The organism is Oleiphilus sp. HI0061 (genome assembly GCF_001635675.1).
The window spans coordinates 1-19,653 of sequence record NZ_LWFE01001100.1; the positions used below are offsets into that span (position 1 = coordinate 1).

Sequence of the window (19,653 nt, forward strand, 5' to 3'; positions counted from 1 at the left end):
TGGCTGATTCAACAGCTTGAACCAACAAAGACTTGGTTCAAGCTGTTGAATCAGAAACGCTACAAAAGAATGTCCCGGTACAATATCGCGACCCAGAAAACCGTTGGTTTGGTTTAACGACACGTACTCGCTCTATCTATGCGTCAAAAGAGCGCGCTAACCTAGCTGACATTCAAAACTATGAAGACTTGAGCAAACCCGTCTGGAAAGGCCGTATCTGTACCCGAAGCGGCAAGCACCCTTACAACCTTGCGCTGATCGCATCAATGATCGCTCATCACGGCGAAGCAGAAGCAAAAACCTGGTTACAAGGTGTAAAAGACAACCTGGCGAGACGTCCTCAAGGAAATGATCGAGCACAAGTAAAAGCAATCAACGAGGGTATTTGTGACCTGTCACTTGGCAACAATTATTATTTCGGCAAAATGTTAAACGACAAAGCACAGGTTGCTTGGGCAAACTCTGTCCACCTAACCTTTCCTAACCAAGGCAACCGAGGCACCCACGTGAATATCAGTGGCGTAGCACTTACTAAACACGCACCAAACAAAGAAAGTGCAATCAAGCTAATGGAGTTCCTAACACAGGACTATGCGCAAAGCCTCTATGCAGAACAAAACTTCGAGTATCCGGTTAATACTAAGGTTGAACCATCGAGCCTGGTAAAGTCTTGGGGTTCCTTCAAGTCAGATACACTGCCACTCGCAGATATTGCTAATCTAAGAAAGCGTGCAGCACAGTTAGTTGATGAAGTTGCCTTCGATGAATAATGACTCTAGATAAGCTAAGGCCATGGCTTTTAGAAAAATAAACTAAAGCGGCACTATGCCGCTTTTCGTTTTTAATGTATCTTGCTCAGCTCGGCGTAACTCGAATACTTTGAAGGTTTATCACTCTTGAATTTCAGACTAAACGCTCAAGAGCGTCCCTGGTTCATTTCATCTTTCATTATCGCAACCCTTATCGGTCTCCCGATTGTTGCGGTGGCTTACCTCGCTCTTTTTCCAGAGGAAAACGCCTGGCCGCACCTGCTTAATACAGTTTTACCTAGTTATCTGAAAAACACGCTGATTCTTATGCTTGGCGTTGGCTCCCTAACTTTTCTGGTTGGAACTGGCTCAGCTTGGCTTATTTCCATGTACGACTTCCCCGGCAAAAAGTGGCTGAGTTGGGCCTTATTACTCCCCTTTGCCGTACCCGCTTACGTCATCGCTTATACCTACACTGATTTTCTGGAATACGCAGGCCCCGTGCAATCAGCGCTTCGAGAGCTATTTGGCTGGAAGACCAGCAGAGATTATTGGTTCCCCGAAATCAGAAGTATGGGGGGAGCTATTATCATGATGTCACTAGTACTCTACCCTTACGTCTACATGCTGGCACGCGCGGCCTTTCTTGAGCAGTCGATTTCCCTCTATCGCATTTCACGCAGTCTAGGCTCTACGCCCTTCCAGTTCTTTTATCGAGTATCCTTACCCATTGCACGGCCCGCTATTGCGGTTGGCCTGTCTTTAGTACTAATGGAGACACTTAACGACTTTGGAACGGTAGATTATTTCGCCGTCCAAACCTTAACAGCGGGTCTTTACGACACGTGGTTGAACATGGGCAACTTGGGTGGTGCAGCACAGATAGCCTTACTAATGATGGCTGTCGTGGTTATTCTTATTAGCTCTGAACGCTACTCTCGACGCAGACAAAAGCAATACCAGTCGCGCAACCAAGGCTCAACCATTCCAAGCCATAAGCTATATGGAATAAGGGCTTATCTGGCATTCGCAGTCGCCTTCTTACCGGTATTGTTAGGGTTTCTGTTTCCCTTCTCACTTCTAACGATTTATGCAGTCAAATACTTTGAAATATCCTGGCACAGCAATTTTATAGAGTACGCACTAAACAGTTTTGTTTTAGCCAGTATTGCCGCCTTTGCCACACTGGTTTTAGGCATCGTACTTACTTACAGCAAACGACTAAATTCCAATAAGCTCACTCAGCACCTGGTCAACTTCTCTAGCCTAGGCTACGCCATACCAGGCGCGGTGCTTGCGATCGGAATTATCATTCCCTTTGCTGCCTTCGATAATACCCTTGACGGTCTTATGAGAGAGCACTTTGATTTCTCAACAGGATTGATTTTGAGCGGTACGGCTTTCGCAATTGTATTTTCCTATTCTGTTCGCTTCTTAGCTGTCTCTTCAGGGTCCGTAGAGTCCAGCCTATCTAAAGTAACACCAAGCATGGACATGGCATCGCGCTCACTTGGCCATAATTATTTATCGACACTATTTAAAGTACACCTGCCCATTATCAAGCGGGGTGCTCTTACCGGCATGCTTGTCGTGTTTGTAGACTGTTTGAAAGAATTGCCTGCTACACTAATTTTACGGCCTTTTAATTTTGAAACACTGGCTACACAGGTTTACCAATTTGCTTCCGATGAGTTACTTGAGCAAAGCGCCTTGAGCGCACTAATCATCGTTGCAGTGGGTATTCTGCCAGTTATATTGTTAGACAAGAGTATTAGCCAAAAGTCCTAAGATACGAAGCAATTAGCAACCCAAACATTCATCGACTTAAGAGAAGTAAATAAGCAATATGAGCATCATCTGGATTTTAGTTGCCTTCATATTTGGCTTCATTGCGAAACAAATCACACTCCCACCCTTAGTTGGTTATCTAATTGCTGGCTTCTTGCTCCATGCAAGTGGCGTTACGCCAGAACCGACACTCGAGATGCTTGCAGACCTTGGCATTACGCTAATGCTGTTTACCATCGGGCTTAAAATTGATTTCAGACAGCTTATGAGGCCACAATTATGGTCCGGAACCTTTATTCATATGAGTGGGTGGATGATACTCCTACTTCCTTTGATAATTCTTTGCACAACTACCCTCAGCCACAGCTTATTTGATCTCAGTTTGTCGCAAAGCGCCATTATCGCTTTTGCTTTTAGTTTCAGTAGCACTGTTTGCGTCATTAAGATTTTGGAAGACAATGCGGAATTAAAATCCAAACACGGTGACCTCGCTGTCGGCGTACTAATCTGGCAAGATATTGCGGCTGTTCTGTTTCTATTCTTTGCAACCGGCAAATCACCAAGCCTTTGGGCATTTAGCTTGCTTGGCCTTTGGTTCCTTCGCCCTTTATTAAAAAGAATGATGGCCTCCAGCGGTCACGGAGAGTTGATCCCACTCTACGGTTTTTTACTTGCACTTGGCGGCCCGGAGCTTTTTGAGCTTGTCGACATGAAGGGTGACTTGGGTGCACTAGTCATGGGCATGCTACTCGCAGGCTTACCTAAATCTAACGAACTCTATAAGTCGTTAATGAGCTTCAAAGACCTCTTCCTAATCTGCTTCTTTTTGTCTATCGGGTTCACCGCGTTACCAACTTTGGAAATGTGGCTCGTCGCCTTAGGCTTGACTATTTTACTCCCCATCAAGTTATTGCTTTTCTTCTTTGTGTTTAATGCGGTTGGCTTACGCTTGCGTACCAGCTTCTTGTCAGCACTCTTGCTAGCCAACTACAGCGAATTCGGGTTGATCGTTGCCAGCTTAAGTGTTGATCAAAACTGGCTAAGCCATGAATGGTTGGTCATCATCGCCCTATCGACAACTCATTCGATGGTATTTAGCTCAATTATTTACAAGTTTGCACATCGAATATACGCAAACAAAAAAGACGCCTTCTCGCGTTTTGAACGTCCTTGTGATACCTCCCAACAAACCTTTTTACCTATCAAAGACAAAGAAGTCTTAATTGTCGGCATGGGGCGTGTTGGAAAAGGCGCTTATCATGAAGCAGAAAGGGATCTCCCCGGGAAGATCTGCGGTGTTGAGCTTGACCCAAAACGGGCACAGGGGTTCAAGGAACAAGGCATTAATATTATATGCGGTGATGGTGATGACATTGAGTTCTGGGAACAGGCCCCATTAAGCGACATAAAACTAATTATGTTAGCCCTGCCTTCAGTCAACGAGATGAAGAACATTATCTATCAGTTGAAGCATACTTCTTATTCAGGAAAAATTTCCGTCATTGCACAATATGAAGACCAACAAAAAGAGCTAATGGGTTTAGGTGCCGATATTGCTTTCAACTACTATGCAGAGGTAGGAACTGGCTTCGCTGAGGAAAGCATCCACTTATTAAAAGGGCAATAAGCTCTTTTACACAACACAAACCAAAATTTTATCGAACACGTCTTTCTTTTTATTCAGGAAGACTTCACTGCGAATAAGACTCTCTATTAAATAATTCTCTCGTGTTGTGACGACACGCGCTAACTTAAAGACCAAAGAGTTCGACTTCGAACTATTCTATTATATAATGATCGCTATTCAACATATTGAGACATTAAAGGAACATTGATCTTATAATGAATAAGGAACAACTGAATCTACTCGAAACACTGGAGAACAAAGGCGATTACGAACAACTAATTACGAATATTAGATTGATTCTACAAAGCGACCGTAAAAACTATGCGCACCCTTATATTAAGCGCTGGTGCGGCATTCGATGGAGAAATATATTTCTAACCGAAGCACTTCAAGACAATATTGCTTTAAAAAAAGCAGATAAAACCAAACTACTTGGCCGCAAAGACAAGCGACCAAACAAACAAAAACTTGCAGAACAGTTTTTGAGGGGCGATGAAATACGGGAATGGAAACTGGAAATCCCCGAATTTAAGAGCACAAATAGAGTTCGTAATACTACGCTAATATTCTCACCCGGTCTGTTGAATGGCATGTTGCCTGTTAGGGCTTTTCAAAACGCCTTCCCTAAAATCCAGGACGAGCTCGGTATAAGGATTATACGAGCAGACAATCACCCTATGCGCGGTTGCAGCTCTAATATTGATGACTTGATCGCCGCGATTGACCACGGTGCCGGATTAGCAGCTGACACAACAACAATCCCACCGTCCGAACAAAAGACACCCGGAGATATATTTTTAATTGGTTACAGCAAAGGTGCTCCCGATATCTACGAACTGCTCGCGCAGCGCCCCGATTTAAAAAACAAAATTCGCTGTATCTATAATTGGGGAGGAGCCATCGGTGGCTCCTATTTAGCGGATGACATATATAACTCGATTAAGAACCTAGACATCCCTAAAGTTGAAAAAGCATTAGCAAGCTTCTTATCGCTCATTTCACCCGCAATAAACCTCAAATCTGGCACGTTTAGACGTATGGATGAATACAATGTAAAAGAGGCGGTATATGATCTGACAACTAAAGCGCGAATGTCCTTCCTAGATCAGAATAGAGAATTATTTGATTCTTTAGACATCCCTATTTTTAACATCACGGGTTCGACAACAGCGCTGGAAGTACCTTATTTTCAAATGCAGGGCGTAATGGAGTTAAACAAATACGACGCTCATAATGATATGCAGCTTACCCAAGCTCAAGCAAAAATAAAGACCGGCATGTCAGCAGATCTAGCCATGTTAAACGCACATCATTGGGATATGTCCTACGATGCATTCCCTAAACTAATGAGATTTGGGTCACCAAACCTAGACCATCCCTTTCCGAAAGAGGCTGCCCTAAAAGCCATGATTAAGCTAGCTATTGAATTAGGCTTAATAGATTAGTAACTAACCAGGAAGGCAAAGGCTGAAGTCAATGCTAACCTCAGCCTTTTTAAAAGATGATCAAGATTAAACGTGAAGCACTTCATCAATTTCATACTCAACGATTCCGCTAGGCACCTGAACGCCTACGGTATCACCTTCTTCTTTACCAATAATCGCTCGAGCGATTGGTGAAGAAATAGAGATTTTGCCTGCCTTGATATCAGCCTCATCATCACCAACAATGTGATAACGAACTTCTTCATCCGTATCGATATTGATCAATGAAACCGTGGTACCAAAAATAACTTTTCCTGTATGAGGGATAGACTTAACATCGATAATCTGGGAGTTTGAAAGCTTACCTTCCAGCTCCTGAATTCGACCTTCTATAAAGCCTTGCTGCTCTCTCGCTGCATGATATTCAGCATTTTCTTTTAGATCACCGTGCTCACGCGCATCGGCAATCGCTTCGATAACCTGTGGGCGCTTTACAGTTTTCAATTCTACTAATTCTTCTTGAAGGGCTTTTTCGCCTTCAACAGTCATTGGAATTCGATTCATCTTCCTTCCTTTATTCTTTTACCATATTTAGTGAGAGCTCTTCTTTCAGTCACGCTTATACTCATCATCAACAAGCAATTAATTCGAGTTATCAAAAAAGAGCCATCTGTATAAACAGCTGAAAAAAATAACCCGAAGCATTAGCTCCGGGTTATAAAATAAACGAGTTTTCTAGTGTAAGTCTTGAAGTCTACGTACGTGCTTCTCAGCACCAAAACGAATAGCTCGTGCAGTTGCATCACCACCAGCAAGAGTCGTACTGTAAGCAATCTTCTTCTGCAAAGCAGATTGTCTGATTTGAGCAGAGTCTGCGATGGCTCGTCTACCTTCAGTAGTATTAACAATCAGGTCAATATCGCCATTCTTAATGGCATCAACAACATGCGGACGACCTTCTTGAACCTTATTAATAGACTCAACTTCCAAGCCTGCCTCTGCTAGCGCTTTCGCAGTACCGGAGGTTGCGACCAAAGCGAAACCAATTTCGTTAAGCAGGCGTGCCACTTCAATTACGCCTTCCTTATCAACTTCTCTCACGCTCAAGAACGCCTTACCGCCGCTCGGCAATACACCACCTGCAGCAATAACTCCTTTAGCAAAGGCTTCATCGAAGGTATCACCGATACCCATAACTTCACCCGTTGACTTCATTTCAGGGCCAAGGATCGGGTCAACAGATGGGAACTTGTTGAACGGGAAAACAGACTCTTTGACACTGAAGTGCTTAGGCACCACTTCCTCGGTAAAGCCCGCCTCTGCCAGGGTTTTACCTGCCATACAACGTGCAGCAACCTTCGCCAATGAAGTGCCAATAGCTTTAGAAACAAACGGTACTGTACGTGATGCTCGAGGGTTAACCTCGATCACGTAAATCAAACCATCCTGATAAGCCAACTGGACGTTCATCAAACCTACAACACCAAGTTCTAGACCCATAGCTTTAACGACTTCCTTCATCTCTTCCTGAACTTCTTGAGACAAGGTATATGGAGGCAATGAACAAGCCGAGTCACCCGAGTGTACACCCGCCTGCTCGATATGCTGCATGATTGAACCAATCACGACATCTTTACCATCACTAATGGCATCAATATCAACCTCAATCGCCGCGTTCAAGAAGTGGTCTAGCAAGACAGGGCTGTCGTTAGATACGCTAACCGCCTCCTTCATGTACTTAACTAGCTCAGCTTCGTTATAGACGATCTCCATTGCACGCCCGCCCAATACATAAGATGGACGAACAACTAGCGGATAACCGATTTCAGTCGCTTTAGTAATCGCTTCTTCATGGCTTCGAACCGTGGCATTTTCTGGCTGACGTAAGCCCAAGCGCTCAATCATTTGCTGGAAGCGCTCACGATCTTCTGCACGGTCGATTGCATCTGGGCTAGTACCAATAATTGGCACTCCAGCTTCTTCTAAACCACGCGCAAGCTTAAGTGGCGTCTGACCGCCATAATGCACAATCACGCCCTTTGGCTTCTCTAGCTGAACGATTTCTAATACGTCTTCCAGGGTAATTGACTCAAAGTACAAACGGTCTGAAGTATCGTAATCCGTTGAAACCGTCTCTGGGTTACAGTTGATCATGATGGTCTCGTAACCGTCTTCACGCATGGCAAAGGCAGCATGAACACAGCAGTAATCGAACTCAATACCCTGGCCAATACGGTTAGGGCCACCACCGATAACAATGATCTTTTCTTTGTCAGTAACCTGAGACTCACACTCTTCTTCATAGGTTGAGTACATGTAAGCCGTGTTCGATGAGAATTCTGCAGCACAGGTATCAACACGCTTATAGACAGGGCGAATATCGAAGCCCTGACGTAGCGTACGCAATTCTTTCTCGGTAATACCAAGTAGCTCTGCCAAACGGTGATCAGCAAAACCCTTACGCTTAAGACGAAGCATCGCTTCAGCAGTCATGTCTGTGCGTGTCATATTCGATACAACACACTCTTCTTCAATCAAATCTTCAATCTGAACCAGGAACCAAGGGTCGATGCCGCTTAGCTTGTAAATTTCATCAACCGACATGCCAGAACGGAAAGCATCACCGACATACCAGATACGCTCGGCACTCGGGTTACGAAGCTCTCGAATCATCTCTGATTTAGCATCTTCAGAAGCCAGATCCAATTTCGGCTCGAAGCCGTAAGAACCGACTTCCAAACCACGTAAAGCTTTCTGTAGCGATTCCTGGAAGGTTCGGCCAATAGACATAACCTCACCTACCGACTTCATCTGTGTCGTTAGAATCGGATCTGCCTGAGGGAACTTCTCGAAGGTAAAACGAGGAATCTTAGTGACAACATAATCGATTGATGGCTCGAATGAAGCCGGCGTTACGCCACCTGTAATATCATTCTGCAACTCATCCAGGGTATAACCAATCGCCAATTTAGCGGCAACTTTGGCAATCGGGAAACCGGTTGCTTTAGACGCCAAAGCAGATGAACGCGATACACGCGGGTTCATCTCGATAACCACCATACGGCCATCTTTCGGGTTCATACCAAACTGGACGTTTGAGCCACCAGTTTCAACACCAATCTCACGCAGTACTGCCAAAGAGGCATTACGCATTATTTGATATTCTTTATCGGTCAGCGTTTGTGCCGGTGCAACGGTAATCGAGTCACCGGTGTGAACACCCATCGCGTCAAAGTTTTCGATAGAACAGATAATGATACAGTTGTCGTTCTTGTCACGAACAACTTCCATTTCATATTCTTTCCAACCAATCAGGGACTCATCAATCAAAAGCTCGTTCGTGGGTGACAGGTCCAAACCACGCTCACAAATCTCTACGAACTCTTCTTTGTTATAAGCGATACCGCCACCACTTCCACCCATGGTGAAAGAAGGTCGAATAATACAAGGGAAGCCTAAAGAGTCTTGCACCTGAAGCGCTTCTTCCATGCTATGAGCAATCGCAGAACGCGGTGTTTCAAGGCCGATTGCCTTCATTGCTTTATCAAAGCGCTCACGATCTTCCGCTTTGTCGATGGTATCAGCATTCGCTCCAACCATTTCAACGTTGTACTTATCAAGCACACCTTCGCGCTCTAGGTCCAATGCACAGTTCAATGCAGTCTGACCACCCATTGTTGGCAACAACACGTCAGGGCGCTCTTTCTCGATAATCTTTTCAACTGTCTGCCAGGTAATCGGCTCGATATAAGTCGCATCGGCCATTGCAGGATCAGTCATAATGGTTGCCGGGTTAGAGTTAACCAAGATAACTCGATAACCCTCTTCGCGAAGCGCTTTACACGCTTGAGCACCTGAATAGTCAAACTCACAGGCCTGCCCGATGACGATAGGGCCGGCGCCTAGTATTAGAATACTCTTTATGTCGGTACGCTTTGGCATTTAATTCTTTCCGTTCTCTAAGAGTTAGGTTGTAAATAGCTAAGGTGCTCACTCACAACAAAATAGGTTCACTTTCAGCAAGTATTTTGCTGACTAAACAACAGTACTAATTACTTAGCACGAGCTCTCATCGTATCGATGAAGCGGTCAAACAAAGGCGCGACATCATGCGGGCCCGGGCTCGCTTCGGGATGGCCCTGGAAACTAAACGCTGGAGTATCCGTGCGTTCAATACCTTGTAAGGAACCATCAAATAGAGACTTATGTGTTGCTTTTAGACAATCTGGTAGTGAACTCTCGTCCACTGCAAAACCGTGGTTCTGACTGGTAATCATCACAGTTTTGTCTTCTAGATTCTGTACCGGATGGTTCGCACCGTGGTGACCAAACTTCATCTTTTCAGTCTTCGCGCCACTCGCTAGCGCAAGTAGCTGGTGACCTAAGCAAATGCCGAATACCGGAACCTTGGTTTCCAGTATGTCTTTGATTGCTGCAATCGCATAATCACATGGCTCTGGATCGCCCGGGCCGTTAGATAGAAACACTCCGTCAGGTGACATAGCCAGTACATCCGCAGCAGGCGTTTTCGCTGGAACAACTGTTAGTTTACAACCACGCTCCGCGAGCATTCTTAGAATGTTATTCTTAACACCAAAGTCATAAGCCACAACATGGAATTCTGTTTCGCTTTGCTCGCCATACCCGTCAGTTAGTGACCACTCAGCTTCTGTCCAAGAGGCCTGTTCAGTGCGTGTCACCTCTTTCGCCAAGTCCATACCTTTTAGACCAGGGAACGACTTCGCAGCGGCTAGCGCCTTTTCTTCACTAATGTCATCACCAGCGATAATGCAGCCATTCTGTGCACCTTTTTCACGCAAGATTCGCGTCAAACGGCGTGTATCAATATCTGCAATCGCGACAATGCCGTTTTCTTCAAGGTATTCGTTAAGAGGCTTTTCTGAACGCCAGCTACTCGCCAATAAAGGCAAGTTACGTATAACCAAGCCTGCTGACCAAATTTTATCTGACTCAACATCTTCGGCATTAACACCGGTATTTCCGATATGCGGATAAGTCAAAGTTACGATTTGTTTTGCATAGGAAGGGTCAGTCAGGATTTCTTGATACCCGGTCATCGCTGTATTAAATACAACTTCCCCGATGGTTTCACCGTCTGATCCAATGGAGACTCCTTTAAAAATGGAGCCATCTTCAAGTGCTAAAATTGCAGGTTTTGTCAACGCCAGTTCCTCGTCGTAATCGGCTAGGAGAGAATAATAAAGATACCGTCTTTAGGCGGGTTTGAAGTGGCCTTCAGAAACTACACGCTAGGTATAAGCGATAAGCATCTGGTCCCCGAGCAGGCATTCAAAGCAGCATTTTCACACAGATAAGTTGCAAAAAAGCGAGACGGAGCTTACCCCACCTCGCTTAAAATTCTTATACTTGCGCGCGCTTCAATGTTAACCCTGCTGATACATGCGGGCTTTGAATAGACAACCACTATTCAAACGGCGGCATTGTACACATTTATGACAATTATGTCTATCAGTGAGAGGCAGTTCATAGCGCATTTTTTAGCCAAGCCACTTATTTCAAATTCAGAACATCTCGCATTTCATACAAGCCAGGCTTCTGACTCTGCAACCAGGCTGCAGCACGAACTGCACCCCGAGCGAAAGACATACGGCTAGACGCTTTGTGAGTAATCTCTACACGCTCACCTTCGCCCAAAAACATCACGGTGTGATCACCGACAACATCACCACCACGAACGGTCGCAAAACCAATAGTTTCTTTATCACGTGCACCGGTTTGACCTTCTCGCCCATAAACCGCAACCGAGCGTAAATCCCGATCCAAACCATCGGCCACCGCTTGCCCCATCGCCAGTGCAGTACCAGAAGGCGCGTCAACCTTATGTCGATGATGAGCTTCGTAAACCTCAACATCGTAGTCGTCACCCAAAATTTCAGCCGCTTTTTGAAGCAGGTTCAGGCAAACATTTACGCCTGTACTAAAGTTGGCAGCCTTACACATTGCCGCAGAAGACTGAGCCAATAACAACTCCTCCTCTTCTTCAACGGTAAAGCCAGTCGTTCCGATAACAATACCCTTACCATGCTCCGCACATAACTTAGCATTTGCCAAGGTCGCTACGGGCGCAGTGAAGTCAATCAAGACATCGAACTGACCAATCACTTCAGACAAGCTACCTGAGACAACAACACCGTTCGCACCCACACCTGCTAACTCTCCAGCATCCGTTCCGACAAGGGAACTTTCTGGGCGCTCAATGGCTGCCGTTAGCTCTGCTTCAGAAGATAGACCCACGGCCTCAATTAACATTTTACCCATTCGACCAGCTGCACCGGTCACTGCAATTCTTGTCACTTTGTTTTTCCTTATTTATAGGCGAATAAACCGGCCCAACTACCTCTACGTCATTCTCGCGCAGATTCTCGTCATTCCCGCGCAGACGGGAATCCATTGTTTTGAACCCACCTCAGGTGCTGGAAAATGCTAGATCATTCTAAATACCATGATTTCCCCGTCGATACCTACTAATTGGGTGTATCTAACTCCGCGAGACAATGGATTCCTGCCTGCGCAGGAATGACGGTGGTGGAGGCAATAATCTAATTAGAACTCGTCATATCATCAAAAAAGCTTTTCACACCTTCAAACCAGGTATGCTTTTTTGGCGCGTGCTTTTTATCACCATGTTTATCTAGCGTATCCTGAAATTCGCGCAATAGGTCTTTCTGCTTTTTAGATAAGTTAACTGGCGTTTCAACAGTCACACGACACATCAAGTCACCAGCTGCACCACCGCGAACAGGGGCAACACCTTTGCCACGCAAGCGGAACATTTTGCCTGTCTGAGTCTCGGCCGGAATCTTCAATTTAACGCGACCATCTAGTGTAGGCACTTCCAGCTCACCACCCAGAGCAGCATCTACCAAGGAAATTGGCACATCGCAATACAAGGTCTTGCCATCGCGCACAAAGATCGGATGCTCTTTAACCGAAACCTGTACATATAAATCACCTGACGGCGCGCCATGCGTGCCCGCTTCACCCTCACCTGCCAAGCGAATTCGATCACCGGTATCGACACCCGGCGGAACCTTAACAGACAAAGTCTTGGTCTCTTCTATCACACCCGAACCGTGACATGAACGACAAGGATCTTTAATCATTGTTCCCTGGCCGCGACAATTTGGACAGGTCTGCTGCACAGAGAAAAAGCCTTGCTGCATTCTGACCTGGCCCGCACCATTACAAGTACCACAATGCTCAGGCTTAGAACCTTTTGCAGCACCCGAGCCATTACAAGGCTTACAGGTCACATGAGTTGGTACGCGAATTTTTACTGTTGTACCCTTAACGGCATCTTCCAAGTCCAAGTCGAGGGTATAACGTAAATCAGCACCACGAGCGCTACGCTGGCGGCCACCGCCACCTCCGCCGCCACCGAAAATATCACCGAAAACATCACCAAAAATATCGCTAAAGTTACCATTACCACCACTAAAGCCACCGCCACCAGCTTGCGGGTCAACACCTGCGTGACCATACTGATCATAAGCGCCACGCTTCTGCTCATCAGAAAGGATCTCATAAGCCTCAGTTGCTTCTTTAAACTTTTCTTCTGCTTGAGCATCATCCGGGTTGCGGTCCGGGTGGTACTTCATCGCCAAGCGTCTGTAGGCCTTCTTAACTTCCTTCGCATCAGCTGAGCGTTCAATACCCAGAACTTCGTAATAATCTCGTTTCGACATATGCAACAACCGTATTCAATAAAACCGTAAATAAAACTCTTCCCCGACCTCTGCCGAAGGATGAATCATTTTGCTAGCGCAGCTCTCAATAGCTCTATTGCGCATTAATACAAACTGACCTAGCAAAATAAACCTGAAGATATGCAAACGCGGAAGGCGATGCTTCCGCGTTCAAACGTAAGCTTTCAAACCAGAAGATTCAAAAATTACGCTATTTAAGTCTCAGAACAGGAGGGGCTACGCCCTCCTATCGACAACTTACTTCTTGTCGTCTTTAACTTCTTCAAACTCAGCGTCAACCACATTGTCGTCCGCTGCGCCAGCTGGCTCTTCTGCTGCACCGCCTTGCGCTGCTGCTTCTGGGCCTGCGCCCGCTGCTGCTTGCTCAGCATACATCTTTTGAGCCAAACCTGATGAAGCTTCAGTCAATGCCTGAGTCTTCGCTTCGATATCTGCCTTATCATCACCCTTAAGCGCTTCTTCAAGGTCAGTAATCGCAGCTTCAATCGCAGTTTTCTCTTCTTCAGTCGCCTTATCACCAGCTTCTTCTAGAGTCTTCTTAGTCGCATGAACAATCGCATCACCTTGGTTACGCGCAGTCACTAGCTCTTCGAACTGGCGATCGGCATCAGCATTTGCTTCTGCATCATTTACCATTTGCTCGACTTCATCATCAGATAGACCAGAAGAAGCTTTAATCACGATAGACTGCTCTTTACCTGTCGCCTTGTCTTTCGCCGATACGTTCAAGATACCGTTTGCATCGATGTCAAAAGTCACTTCGATCTGAGGCATACCACGAGGGCCCGCAGGAATATCTGACAAGTCGAAACGTCCCAAAGATTTGTTCTGAGCCGCTTGCTTACGCTCACCCTGTACAACGTGAATCGTTACAGCAGACTGGTTATCTTCAGCCGTTGAGAAGATCTGGGACTTCTTACTTGGGATAGTCGTGTTCTTCTCGATCAATGCTGTGGCTACGCCACCCATTGTTTCGATACCCAAAGTTAATGGCGTAACGTCTAGTAGCAGTACGTCTGTTACGTCACCAGCCAATACCGCAGCCTGGATCGCTGCACCCATTGCTACCGCTTCGTCTGGGTTAACGTCTTTACGTGGCTCTCTGCCGAAGAACTCTTCAACCTTCTTCTGAACCAAAGGCATACGAGACTGACCACCAACCAAGATAACGTCGTCAATTTCTGAAGCGCTAAGACCTGCATCATTCAATGCAGTCTTACAAGGCGCTAAACTACGTTCAACCAAATCTTCAACTAGCGACTCTAGCTTCGAACGCGTCATTTTCACGTTAAGGTGCTTAGGACCTGACGCATCAGCCGTAATATAAGGAAGGTTTACATCTGTCTGTTGCGCACTTGAAAGCTCAACTTTTGCTTTTTCAGCCGCTTCTTTCAAACGCTGCATCGCTAGAGGATCACCTTTAAGGTCGATACCGCTATCTTTCTTGAACTCATCAGCCAAGTAATCGATTAGCGTCATATCGAAATCTTCACCACCCAAGAAGGTGTCACCGTTAGTCGCTAATACTTCAAACTGCTTCTCGCCATCAACGTCAGCAATTTCGATGATAGAAATATCAAAAGTACCACCACCCAAGTCATAAACAGCAATTGTTGAATCGCCTTTGCTCTTATCTAAACCGAACGCTAGTGCTGCTGCAGTTGGCTCGTTGATAATACGCTTAACATCTAGACCAGCAATTTTACCGGCATCCTTAGTTGCCTGACGCTGAGAATCGTTAAAGTAAGCAGGAACTGTAATTACCGCTTCAGTTACTGACTCGCCTAGAAAGTCTTCAGCCGTTTTCTTCATCTTCTTCAAGATTTCTGCAGAGATCTGAGGTGGCGCTTTCTTATCGCCCTTAACTTCTACCCACGCATCACCATTGTCAGCTTTAGAAATGGTGTAAGGCACCATTGAGATGTCTTTCTGTACAACTTCATCTTCAAAACGACGACCAATTAAACGCTTGATCGCAAACAAAGTATTAGTCGGGTTCGTTACTGCCTGACGCTTAGCTGGCTGACCAACCAAGATTTCGTTATCGTCAGTGAATGCAATGATTGAAGGTGTGGTACGATCGCCTTCTGCATTTTCAATAACTTTTGGCTTTTCGCCATCTAGCAATGAAATACATGAGTTAGTTGTACCTAAGTCAATTCCGATTATTTTGCCCATTGATTTACTCCCGTTCTCTAATTTCTAAATTCTGTTGGTAAGGCTTAATGGCTTTTTTCATCTTAAGCCTTAGCGCCTATATTTTTGGGTTAACGCTTATATTTGGCCGAAATTTCCATTTTCAAGCTTTAAACCATTATTTTGTACTTTTTTTGTGCGTTTATTTGGATACAACAACCATTGCCGGTCTGACCAAACGACCATTCAAGGTATAACCTTTCTGCATTGCTGCAATCACTGTATTTGGCTCTGCATCCGGCGCAGGAACCATTGACATCGCCTCGTGCAACGTTGGATCAAATGGGTGACCAACCGGGTCAACCTGCTCCAGATTAAACTTCTGCACGCCACTCAAAAACATCGAAAGCGTCATTTCTACACCTTCGCGCAAGGTCGTCATTTCATTACCCGCTGCAACTTCCGCCTCTACCGCTTTCTCTAAGCCGTCGATGACAGGCAATAATTCTTTGGCAAATTTTTCCAAAGCAAATTTATGCGCTTTCTCTACATCCTGCTCTGCTCTGCGGCGAACATTCTGCACTTCAGCTTTGGCACGAATTGCCTGATCTTTAAGATCTTCAATTTGCTTCGCCAAAGACTCAGCCTCAGCCTGCCAATCCTTGCCATCTGCCTCAGCATTCTGCTCAGGGCCACTAGTTTCGACTTCTTCCTGAGCAGCTTCCACAGCCTCTTGAGCTGCCTCTACAATATGCTCTTCATTTGAATTATTTTCGTTTTCTACGCTCACCTGCGCCTCCACTGACCACAACTCTGCTATTTCGCTTATCAATCTCAAAACAGCAGTTAATCAAACTAATTAACGTTACGCAGCACATGCTGCACACCCTGACATAGCGACTTTCAAATGCTCTACGTGCACTTAAGCATCGCCAGTAATAAATAAGTTGGTGCCTATATGGGGGCCACTCTGAAAAGTTTCAAGTCACCACCAAGTTATTTTTTAACTGCATTTAATCTCGGCCTGAAAGAATAATATTTATCTTTACCAACTGGTTATAGATACAGTAATATTTAGCAAATTTTGATTTGCATATCCAGACACGGAAAAATAACCATGCTTAGCCAACTCAAAGTCTCCAACTTCGCCATCGCTGACCACCTGGAAGTTTTATTCAACAACGGCATGACCGTACTCAGCGGAGAAACCGGAGCTGGTAAATCAATTATTCTCGACGCATTAGGCTTGGCGCTTGGCGACAGGGCTGATACGAGCATGGTGCGTCACGGAGAGCCCAAGGCTGAAATTTCTGCAGCCTTTGAGTTAGACAAACACCCCAAGGCACTTGAATGGCTTAAAGACCACGACCTGGAAGAAGGCGAGCAATGTATATTGCGCAGAGTCATCACAGCCGAGGGCCGCTCGCGCAGCTATATAAATGGCCACCCTAGCCCTCTACAGAATTTAAAATCAATTGGCGAGCTACTGATTGATATTCACAGCCAACACGAACACCAATCCTTACTTAACAAAGATAACCACCGGGTGATTGTCGACAACTTTGGCCAACTACAAAGTACCTCAGACAAGGTTTCCAGCGCTTTTAATAAATGGTCAAGTCAAGCTAAGCACCTATCTAAACTTGAAAACAACCAGGATGAGATTACTGCCCGCATTCACCTCATTACCTTTCAACTTGAAGAGCTCGAGGCACTGGGCCTACAAGAAGGTGAAGTTGAGCAGCTCGAAAAAGAGCAATCCCAGCTAGCAAATGCAGAACTGCTTTTGAGTAGAGCACATGAAGCTCTAGCGTTATGTTCAGAGGGTGATGCTAATGCCGCCAGCATGGTTTCTTCAGCCTCCTCATCACTACACAACCTACCCAGCGAAAATCATGAGATTAGTGAAGCACTCAACATGCTGAATGAAGCGCAAATCCAAATTGAAGAGGCAGGTAGTAATTTACGCCATTTTATCGACTCATTTGAACTCAACCCAGCACGCCTGCAAGAAATCGAAGAACGCCTAAGCACTGCTTACCAGTTAGCAAGAAAACACCGCTGTGAACCCACTGAGCTGTTAACCATACAAAACAAACTCAGCAAAGAACTACATGACTTTAATAATGGCGACCAAAATCTGGAGCAACTGCAAGCTGAAGTAATCGAATTGGAAAACACTTACCGGGCCTTAGCTGAAACGCAGCGTCAGAAGCGTATAAAGTGTGCCAGCTCTTTAGAAAAGAAAATATGTGAGCAGCTAGCATTGATGGATATGAAGTCAGTGAAGTTCTGCGTCAGCCTAACACCTCTCGATAACAGCAAGGTAAGCCAGCACGGTCTGGATACCGTCGAATTCCTGATTAGCACCAATCCTGGACAGCCCCCCAAAGCCATCAACAAAGTTGCCTCAGGCGGTGAGCTGTCCCGAATCAGCTTAGCGATTCAAGTCATTGTCGCTCAAAACTCGACCATTCCAACACTGGTTTTCGATGAGGTGGATGTAGGCATTGGCGGCGGCACAGCACAAATTGTTGGCCGACTACTCAAATCGCTAGGCAAGAATGGACAAATCATTTGCGTTACCCACCTGCCACAAGTTGCCTCACAAGGTGACAACCATTATTTCATTAGCAAGAAATCAATTGACGGAAAAGTTAGCTCTTCGATTGACTTGCTTAATAAGAAAGCCAGAACCGAGGAAGTTGCTCGCATGCTAGGCGGTATTGAAATGACCGAGCAGACACTTGCTCATGCCAGGGAGATGTTGGAGACCGCATAAAAACTATAAACCACCGAGAACACTGAGCAACTTTCAGCCTTCACAGAGAAAAGCTTTTAAGACTTTTCTTTTTTCTCGGTGAAGCGTAGCGCCCTGTATCCTCTGTGGTTAATTATTCTTTATAAAAAAAGCCGCCTCAAAGAGCGGCTTTAGAAAACACAGTAATATCAAATCTTACTTCTTGGGACGAACATACAGCGTAAGGTTGTGATCGACTAATTCATAACCATGCTCTTCTGCAATTTCATGCTGACGCCTTTCAATAACAGGGTCTAGAAACTCAATAACTTTACCGCTTTCGGTATCGACCATATGGTCATGATGATCATCTTTCGCCAACTCGAATACCGCATGTCCACCCTCAAAGTTATGACGCAAGACCAGACCGGCAGCCTCAAACTGGGTAAGTACACGATAAACGGTCGCCAAACCTACATCATCACCCGATTCCAATAAAGCCTTATAGACATCTTCCGCACTCATATGGTGCTCATCAGCTTCTTCCAAAAGCCCCAATACTTTTAATCGTGGTAAGGTAACTTTCAAACCAACTTTTTTTAACTCTGAGTTGTCTGGCATGATTTATTTGTAATCCTATTCACAGCGTTTGCACGAATCAGGTATCATGCCTCGCTATAATGTTAGTTTCTTCTTTACAACATACTTTGCTTGCGTTTCGCCTATCTTCATAAAGATCAGCCGAAAACATTGTAAAGCAAAGATAATGGAATTCAAAAATTAGATGCAAAAGTTTTTAATTATTATTCTCACCGCTTTAAGCATAAGCGCCTGTAGCTTTCCTGGCGTTTTCAAAATCAATGTCCAGCAAGGCAACATCATCACCCAAGACATGCTCGACACATTAAAAGCAGGTATGACTAAAAAACAGGTTCACTTCGTATTAGGTGCTCCCGTTCTAGACAACACCTTCGATACAGAACTCGAAAACTACGTATACACCTATCAAGTTGCGGGCGGTGAAATCGAGAAACAAACCATAAAAGTCTACTATAGCCAAGGCGTGTACCAACGCTACGAAGGCACACTACTTGAGAGCAACCCAGCATATTAAGCGCTCTATTTAGTCTTTCTTTGCCGCCCGATTTAAGCGAGCCTGTTTAGGGTCGATCATTAATGGGCGGTAAATTTCAATACGATCCCCTTCTTTCAGCTCCTGCTCCAGTGGTTTACGAACCGCTTTACCAAATATTCCCATATCGGCCTTATCGAAATCTATCTCAGGAAAAACCTTATCAATTCCCGAGTTTTTTGCCCCATCAAAAACGTTGGTACCCGGCTTCACCTCGACTGTTAGTATTTTCTGCTTATCAGGCGCGGCATAGGCAACTTCTATTTGGATCATATTTTCCATTATTTACGTTTCCTTAACGATATAATT

The 19,653-nt window shown here is 45.2% G+C and carries 15 protein-coding genes; 6 read left to right on the plus strand and 9 right to left on the minus strand.

Annotation, left to right across the window (positions count from 1 at the left end):
* The first annotated feature begins 32 nt into the window (after window positions 1–32).
* The 4 genes from A3735_RS15775 (at window position 33) to A3735_RS15790 (ending at window position 5,609) form a co-directional block, all read left to right on the plus strand.
* Window positions 33–770, plus strand: a complete 738-nt coding sequence (locus tag A3735_RS15775; RefSeq protein WP_068638260.1) for an extracellular solute-binding protein — start codon at window positions 33–35, stop codon at window positions 768–770.
* Window positions 771–896: 126 nt separating this feature from the next.
* The gene (locus tag A3735_RS15780) at window positions 897–2,537 is read left to right on the plus strand and encodes an iron ABC transporter permease (RefSeq protein WP_068508952.1); all 1,641 of its coding nucleotides are present in this window, start codon (window positions 897–899) and stop codon (window positions 2,535–2,537) included.
* 58 nt (window positions 2,538–2,595) lie between these two features.
* A complete protein-coding gene (locus A3735_RS15785; protein WP_197470067.1) occupies window positions 2,596–4,164 on the plus strand; it encodes a cation:proton antiporter family protein in 1,569 nt (522 codons plus the stop codon).
* Between the two features lie 215 nt (window positions 4,165–4,379).
* Window positions 4,380–5,609 carry a hypothetical protein gene (locus A3735_RS15790; protein ID WP_068508950.1) on the plus strand — a complete coding sequence of 410 codons (1,230 nt, stop codon included), beginning with the start codon at window positions 4,380–4,382 and terminating at the stop codon, window positions 5,607–5,609.
* A 66-nt stretch (window positions 5,610–5,675) separates the two neighbouring features.
* On the opposite strand, the gene greA is transcribed toward A3735_RS15790, so the two are convergent.
* The 7 genes from greA to grpE all read right to left on the minus strand — a co-directional run bounded on the left by greA (window position 5,676) and on the right by grpE (window position 16,262).
* Entirely contained in the window at window positions 5,676–6,152 is a 477-nt protein-coding gene (gene greA / locus A3735_RS15795; RefSeq protein ID WP_068508948.1) for a transcription elongation factor GreA, read from the minus strand.
* A gap of 171 nt (window positions 6,153–6,323) precedes the next feature.
* The gene (gene carB, locus A3735_RS15800; RefSeq protein WP_068508947.1) at window positions 6,324–9,530 is read right to left on the minus strand and encodes a carbamoyl-phosphate synthase large subunit; all 3,207 of its coding nucleotides are present in this window, start codon (window positions 9,528–9,530) and stop codon (window positions 6,324–6,326) included.
* Window positions 9,531–9,640: 110 nt separating this feature from the next.
* A complete protein-coding gene (gene carA / locus A3735_RS15805; RefSeq protein WP_068553352.1) occupies window positions 9,641–10,771 on the minus strand; it encodes a glutamine-hydrolyzing carbamoyl-phosphate synthase small subunit in 1,131 nt (376 codons plus the stop codon).
* A 349-nt stretch (window positions 10,772–11,120) separates the two neighbouring features.
* A complete protein-coding gene (dapB, locus tag A3735_RS15810; RefSeq protein WP_068511692.1) occupies window positions 11,121–11,924 on the minus strand; it encodes a 4-hydroxy-tetrahydrodipicolinate reductase in 804 nt (267 codons plus the stop codon).
* 245 nt (window positions 11,925–12,169) lie between these two features.
* Entirely contained in the window at window positions 12,170–13,315 is a 1,146-nt protein-coding gene (gene dnaJ, locus A3735_RS15815; protein ID WP_068514048.1) for a molecular chaperone DnaJ, read from the minus strand.
* Window positions 13,316–13,573: 258 nt separating this feature from the next.
* Window positions 13,574–15,514, minus strand: a complete 1,941-nt coding sequence (gene dnaK, locus A3735_RS15820; RefSeq protein ID WP_068514045.1) for a molecular chaperone DnaK — start codon at window positions 15,512–15,514, stop codon at window positions 13,574–13,576.
* Between the two features lie 160 nt (window positions 15,515–15,674).
* On the minus strand, window positions 15,675–16,262 hold the full coding sequence (grpE, locus tag A3735_RS15825) for a nucleotide exchange factor GrpE (RefSeq protein WP_082865342.1): 588 nt from the start codon (window positions 16,260–16,262) through the stop codon (window positions 15,675–15,677).
* A 327-nt stretch (window positions 16,263–16,589) separates the two neighbouring features.
* Here grpE and recN point away from each other — a divergent pair, with 327 nt between their 5' ends.
* A complete protein-coding gene (gene recN / locus A3735_RS15830) occupies window positions 16,590–18,254 on the plus strand; it encodes a DNA repair protein RecN (protein WP_068514043.1) in 1,665 nt (554 codons plus the stop codon).
* 174 nt (window positions 18,255–18,428) lie between these two features.
* Here the strand turns inward: recN and fur are convergent, their stop codons facing one another.
* Window positions 18,429–18,833, minus strand: coding sequence for a ferric iron uptake transcriptional regulator (gene fur, locus A3735_RS15835; RefSeq protein WP_068514042.1), 405 nt, complete (start codon window positions 18,831–18,833; stop codon window positions 18,429–18,431).
* A gap of 163 nt (window positions 18,834–18,996) precedes the next feature.
* Between fur and A3735_RS15840 the strand changes: the two genes are divergently transcribed.
* Window positions 18,997–19,326, plus strand: coding sequence for an outer membrane protein assembly factor BamE (locus tag A3735_RS15840; protein WP_068514039.1), 330 nt, complete (start codon window positions 18,997–18,999; stop codon window positions 19,324–19,326).
* 9 nt (window positions 19,327–19,335) lie between these two features.
* On the opposite strand, the gene A3735_RS15845 is transcribed toward A3735_RS15840, so the two are convergent.
* Window positions 19,336–19,626, minus strand: coding sequence for an RnfH family protein (locus A3735_RS15845; RefSeq protein WP_082865264.1), 291 nt, complete (start codon window positions 19,624–19,626; stop codon window positions 19,336–19,338).
* Window positions 19,627–19,653 lie beyond the last annotated feature (27 nt).

Excerpts from the sequence above, each read along its gene's own strand:
- fur (WP_068514042.1), bottom strand. The coding sequence starts at position 18,833 with ATGCCAGACAACTCAGAGTTAAAAAAAGTTGGTTTGAAAGTTACCTTA.
- dnaJ (WP_068514048.1), bottom strand. The coding sequence starts at position 13,315 with ATGTCGAAACGAGATTATTACGAAGTTCTGGGTATTGAACGCTCAGCT.
- dnaK (WP_068514045.1), bottom strand. The coding sequence starts at position 15,514 with ATGGGCAAAATAATCGGAATTGACTTAGGTACAACTAACTCATGTATT.
- A3735_RS15845 (WP_082865264.1), bottom strand. The coding sequence starts at position 19,626 with ATGGAAAATATGATCCAAATAGAAGTTGCCTATGCCGCGCCTGATAAG.
- greA (WP_068508948.1), bottom strand. The coding sequence starts at position 6,152 with ATGAATCGAATTCCAATGACTGTTGAAGGCGAAAAAGCCCTTCAAGAA.
- A3735_RS15785 (WP_197470067.1), top strand. The coding sequence starts at position 2,596 with ATGAGCATCATCTGGATTTTAGTTGCCTTCATATTTGGCTTCATTGCG.
- recN (WP_068514043.1), top strand. The coding sequence starts at position 16,590 with ATGCTTAGCCAACTCAAAGTCTCCAACTTCGCCATCGCTGACCACCTG.
- carB (WP_068508947.1), bottom strand. The coding sequence starts at position 9,530 with ATGCCAAAGCGTACCGACATAAAGAGTATTCTAATACTAGGCGCCGGC.
- A3735_RS15840 (WP_068514039.1), top strand. The coding sequence starts at position 18,997 with ATGCAAAAGTTTTTAATTATTATTCTCACCGCTTTAAGCATAAGCGCC.
- A3735_RS15790 (WP_068508950.1), top strand. The coding sequence starts at position 4,380 with ATGAATAAGGAACAACTGAATCTACTCGAAACACTGGAGAACAAAGGC.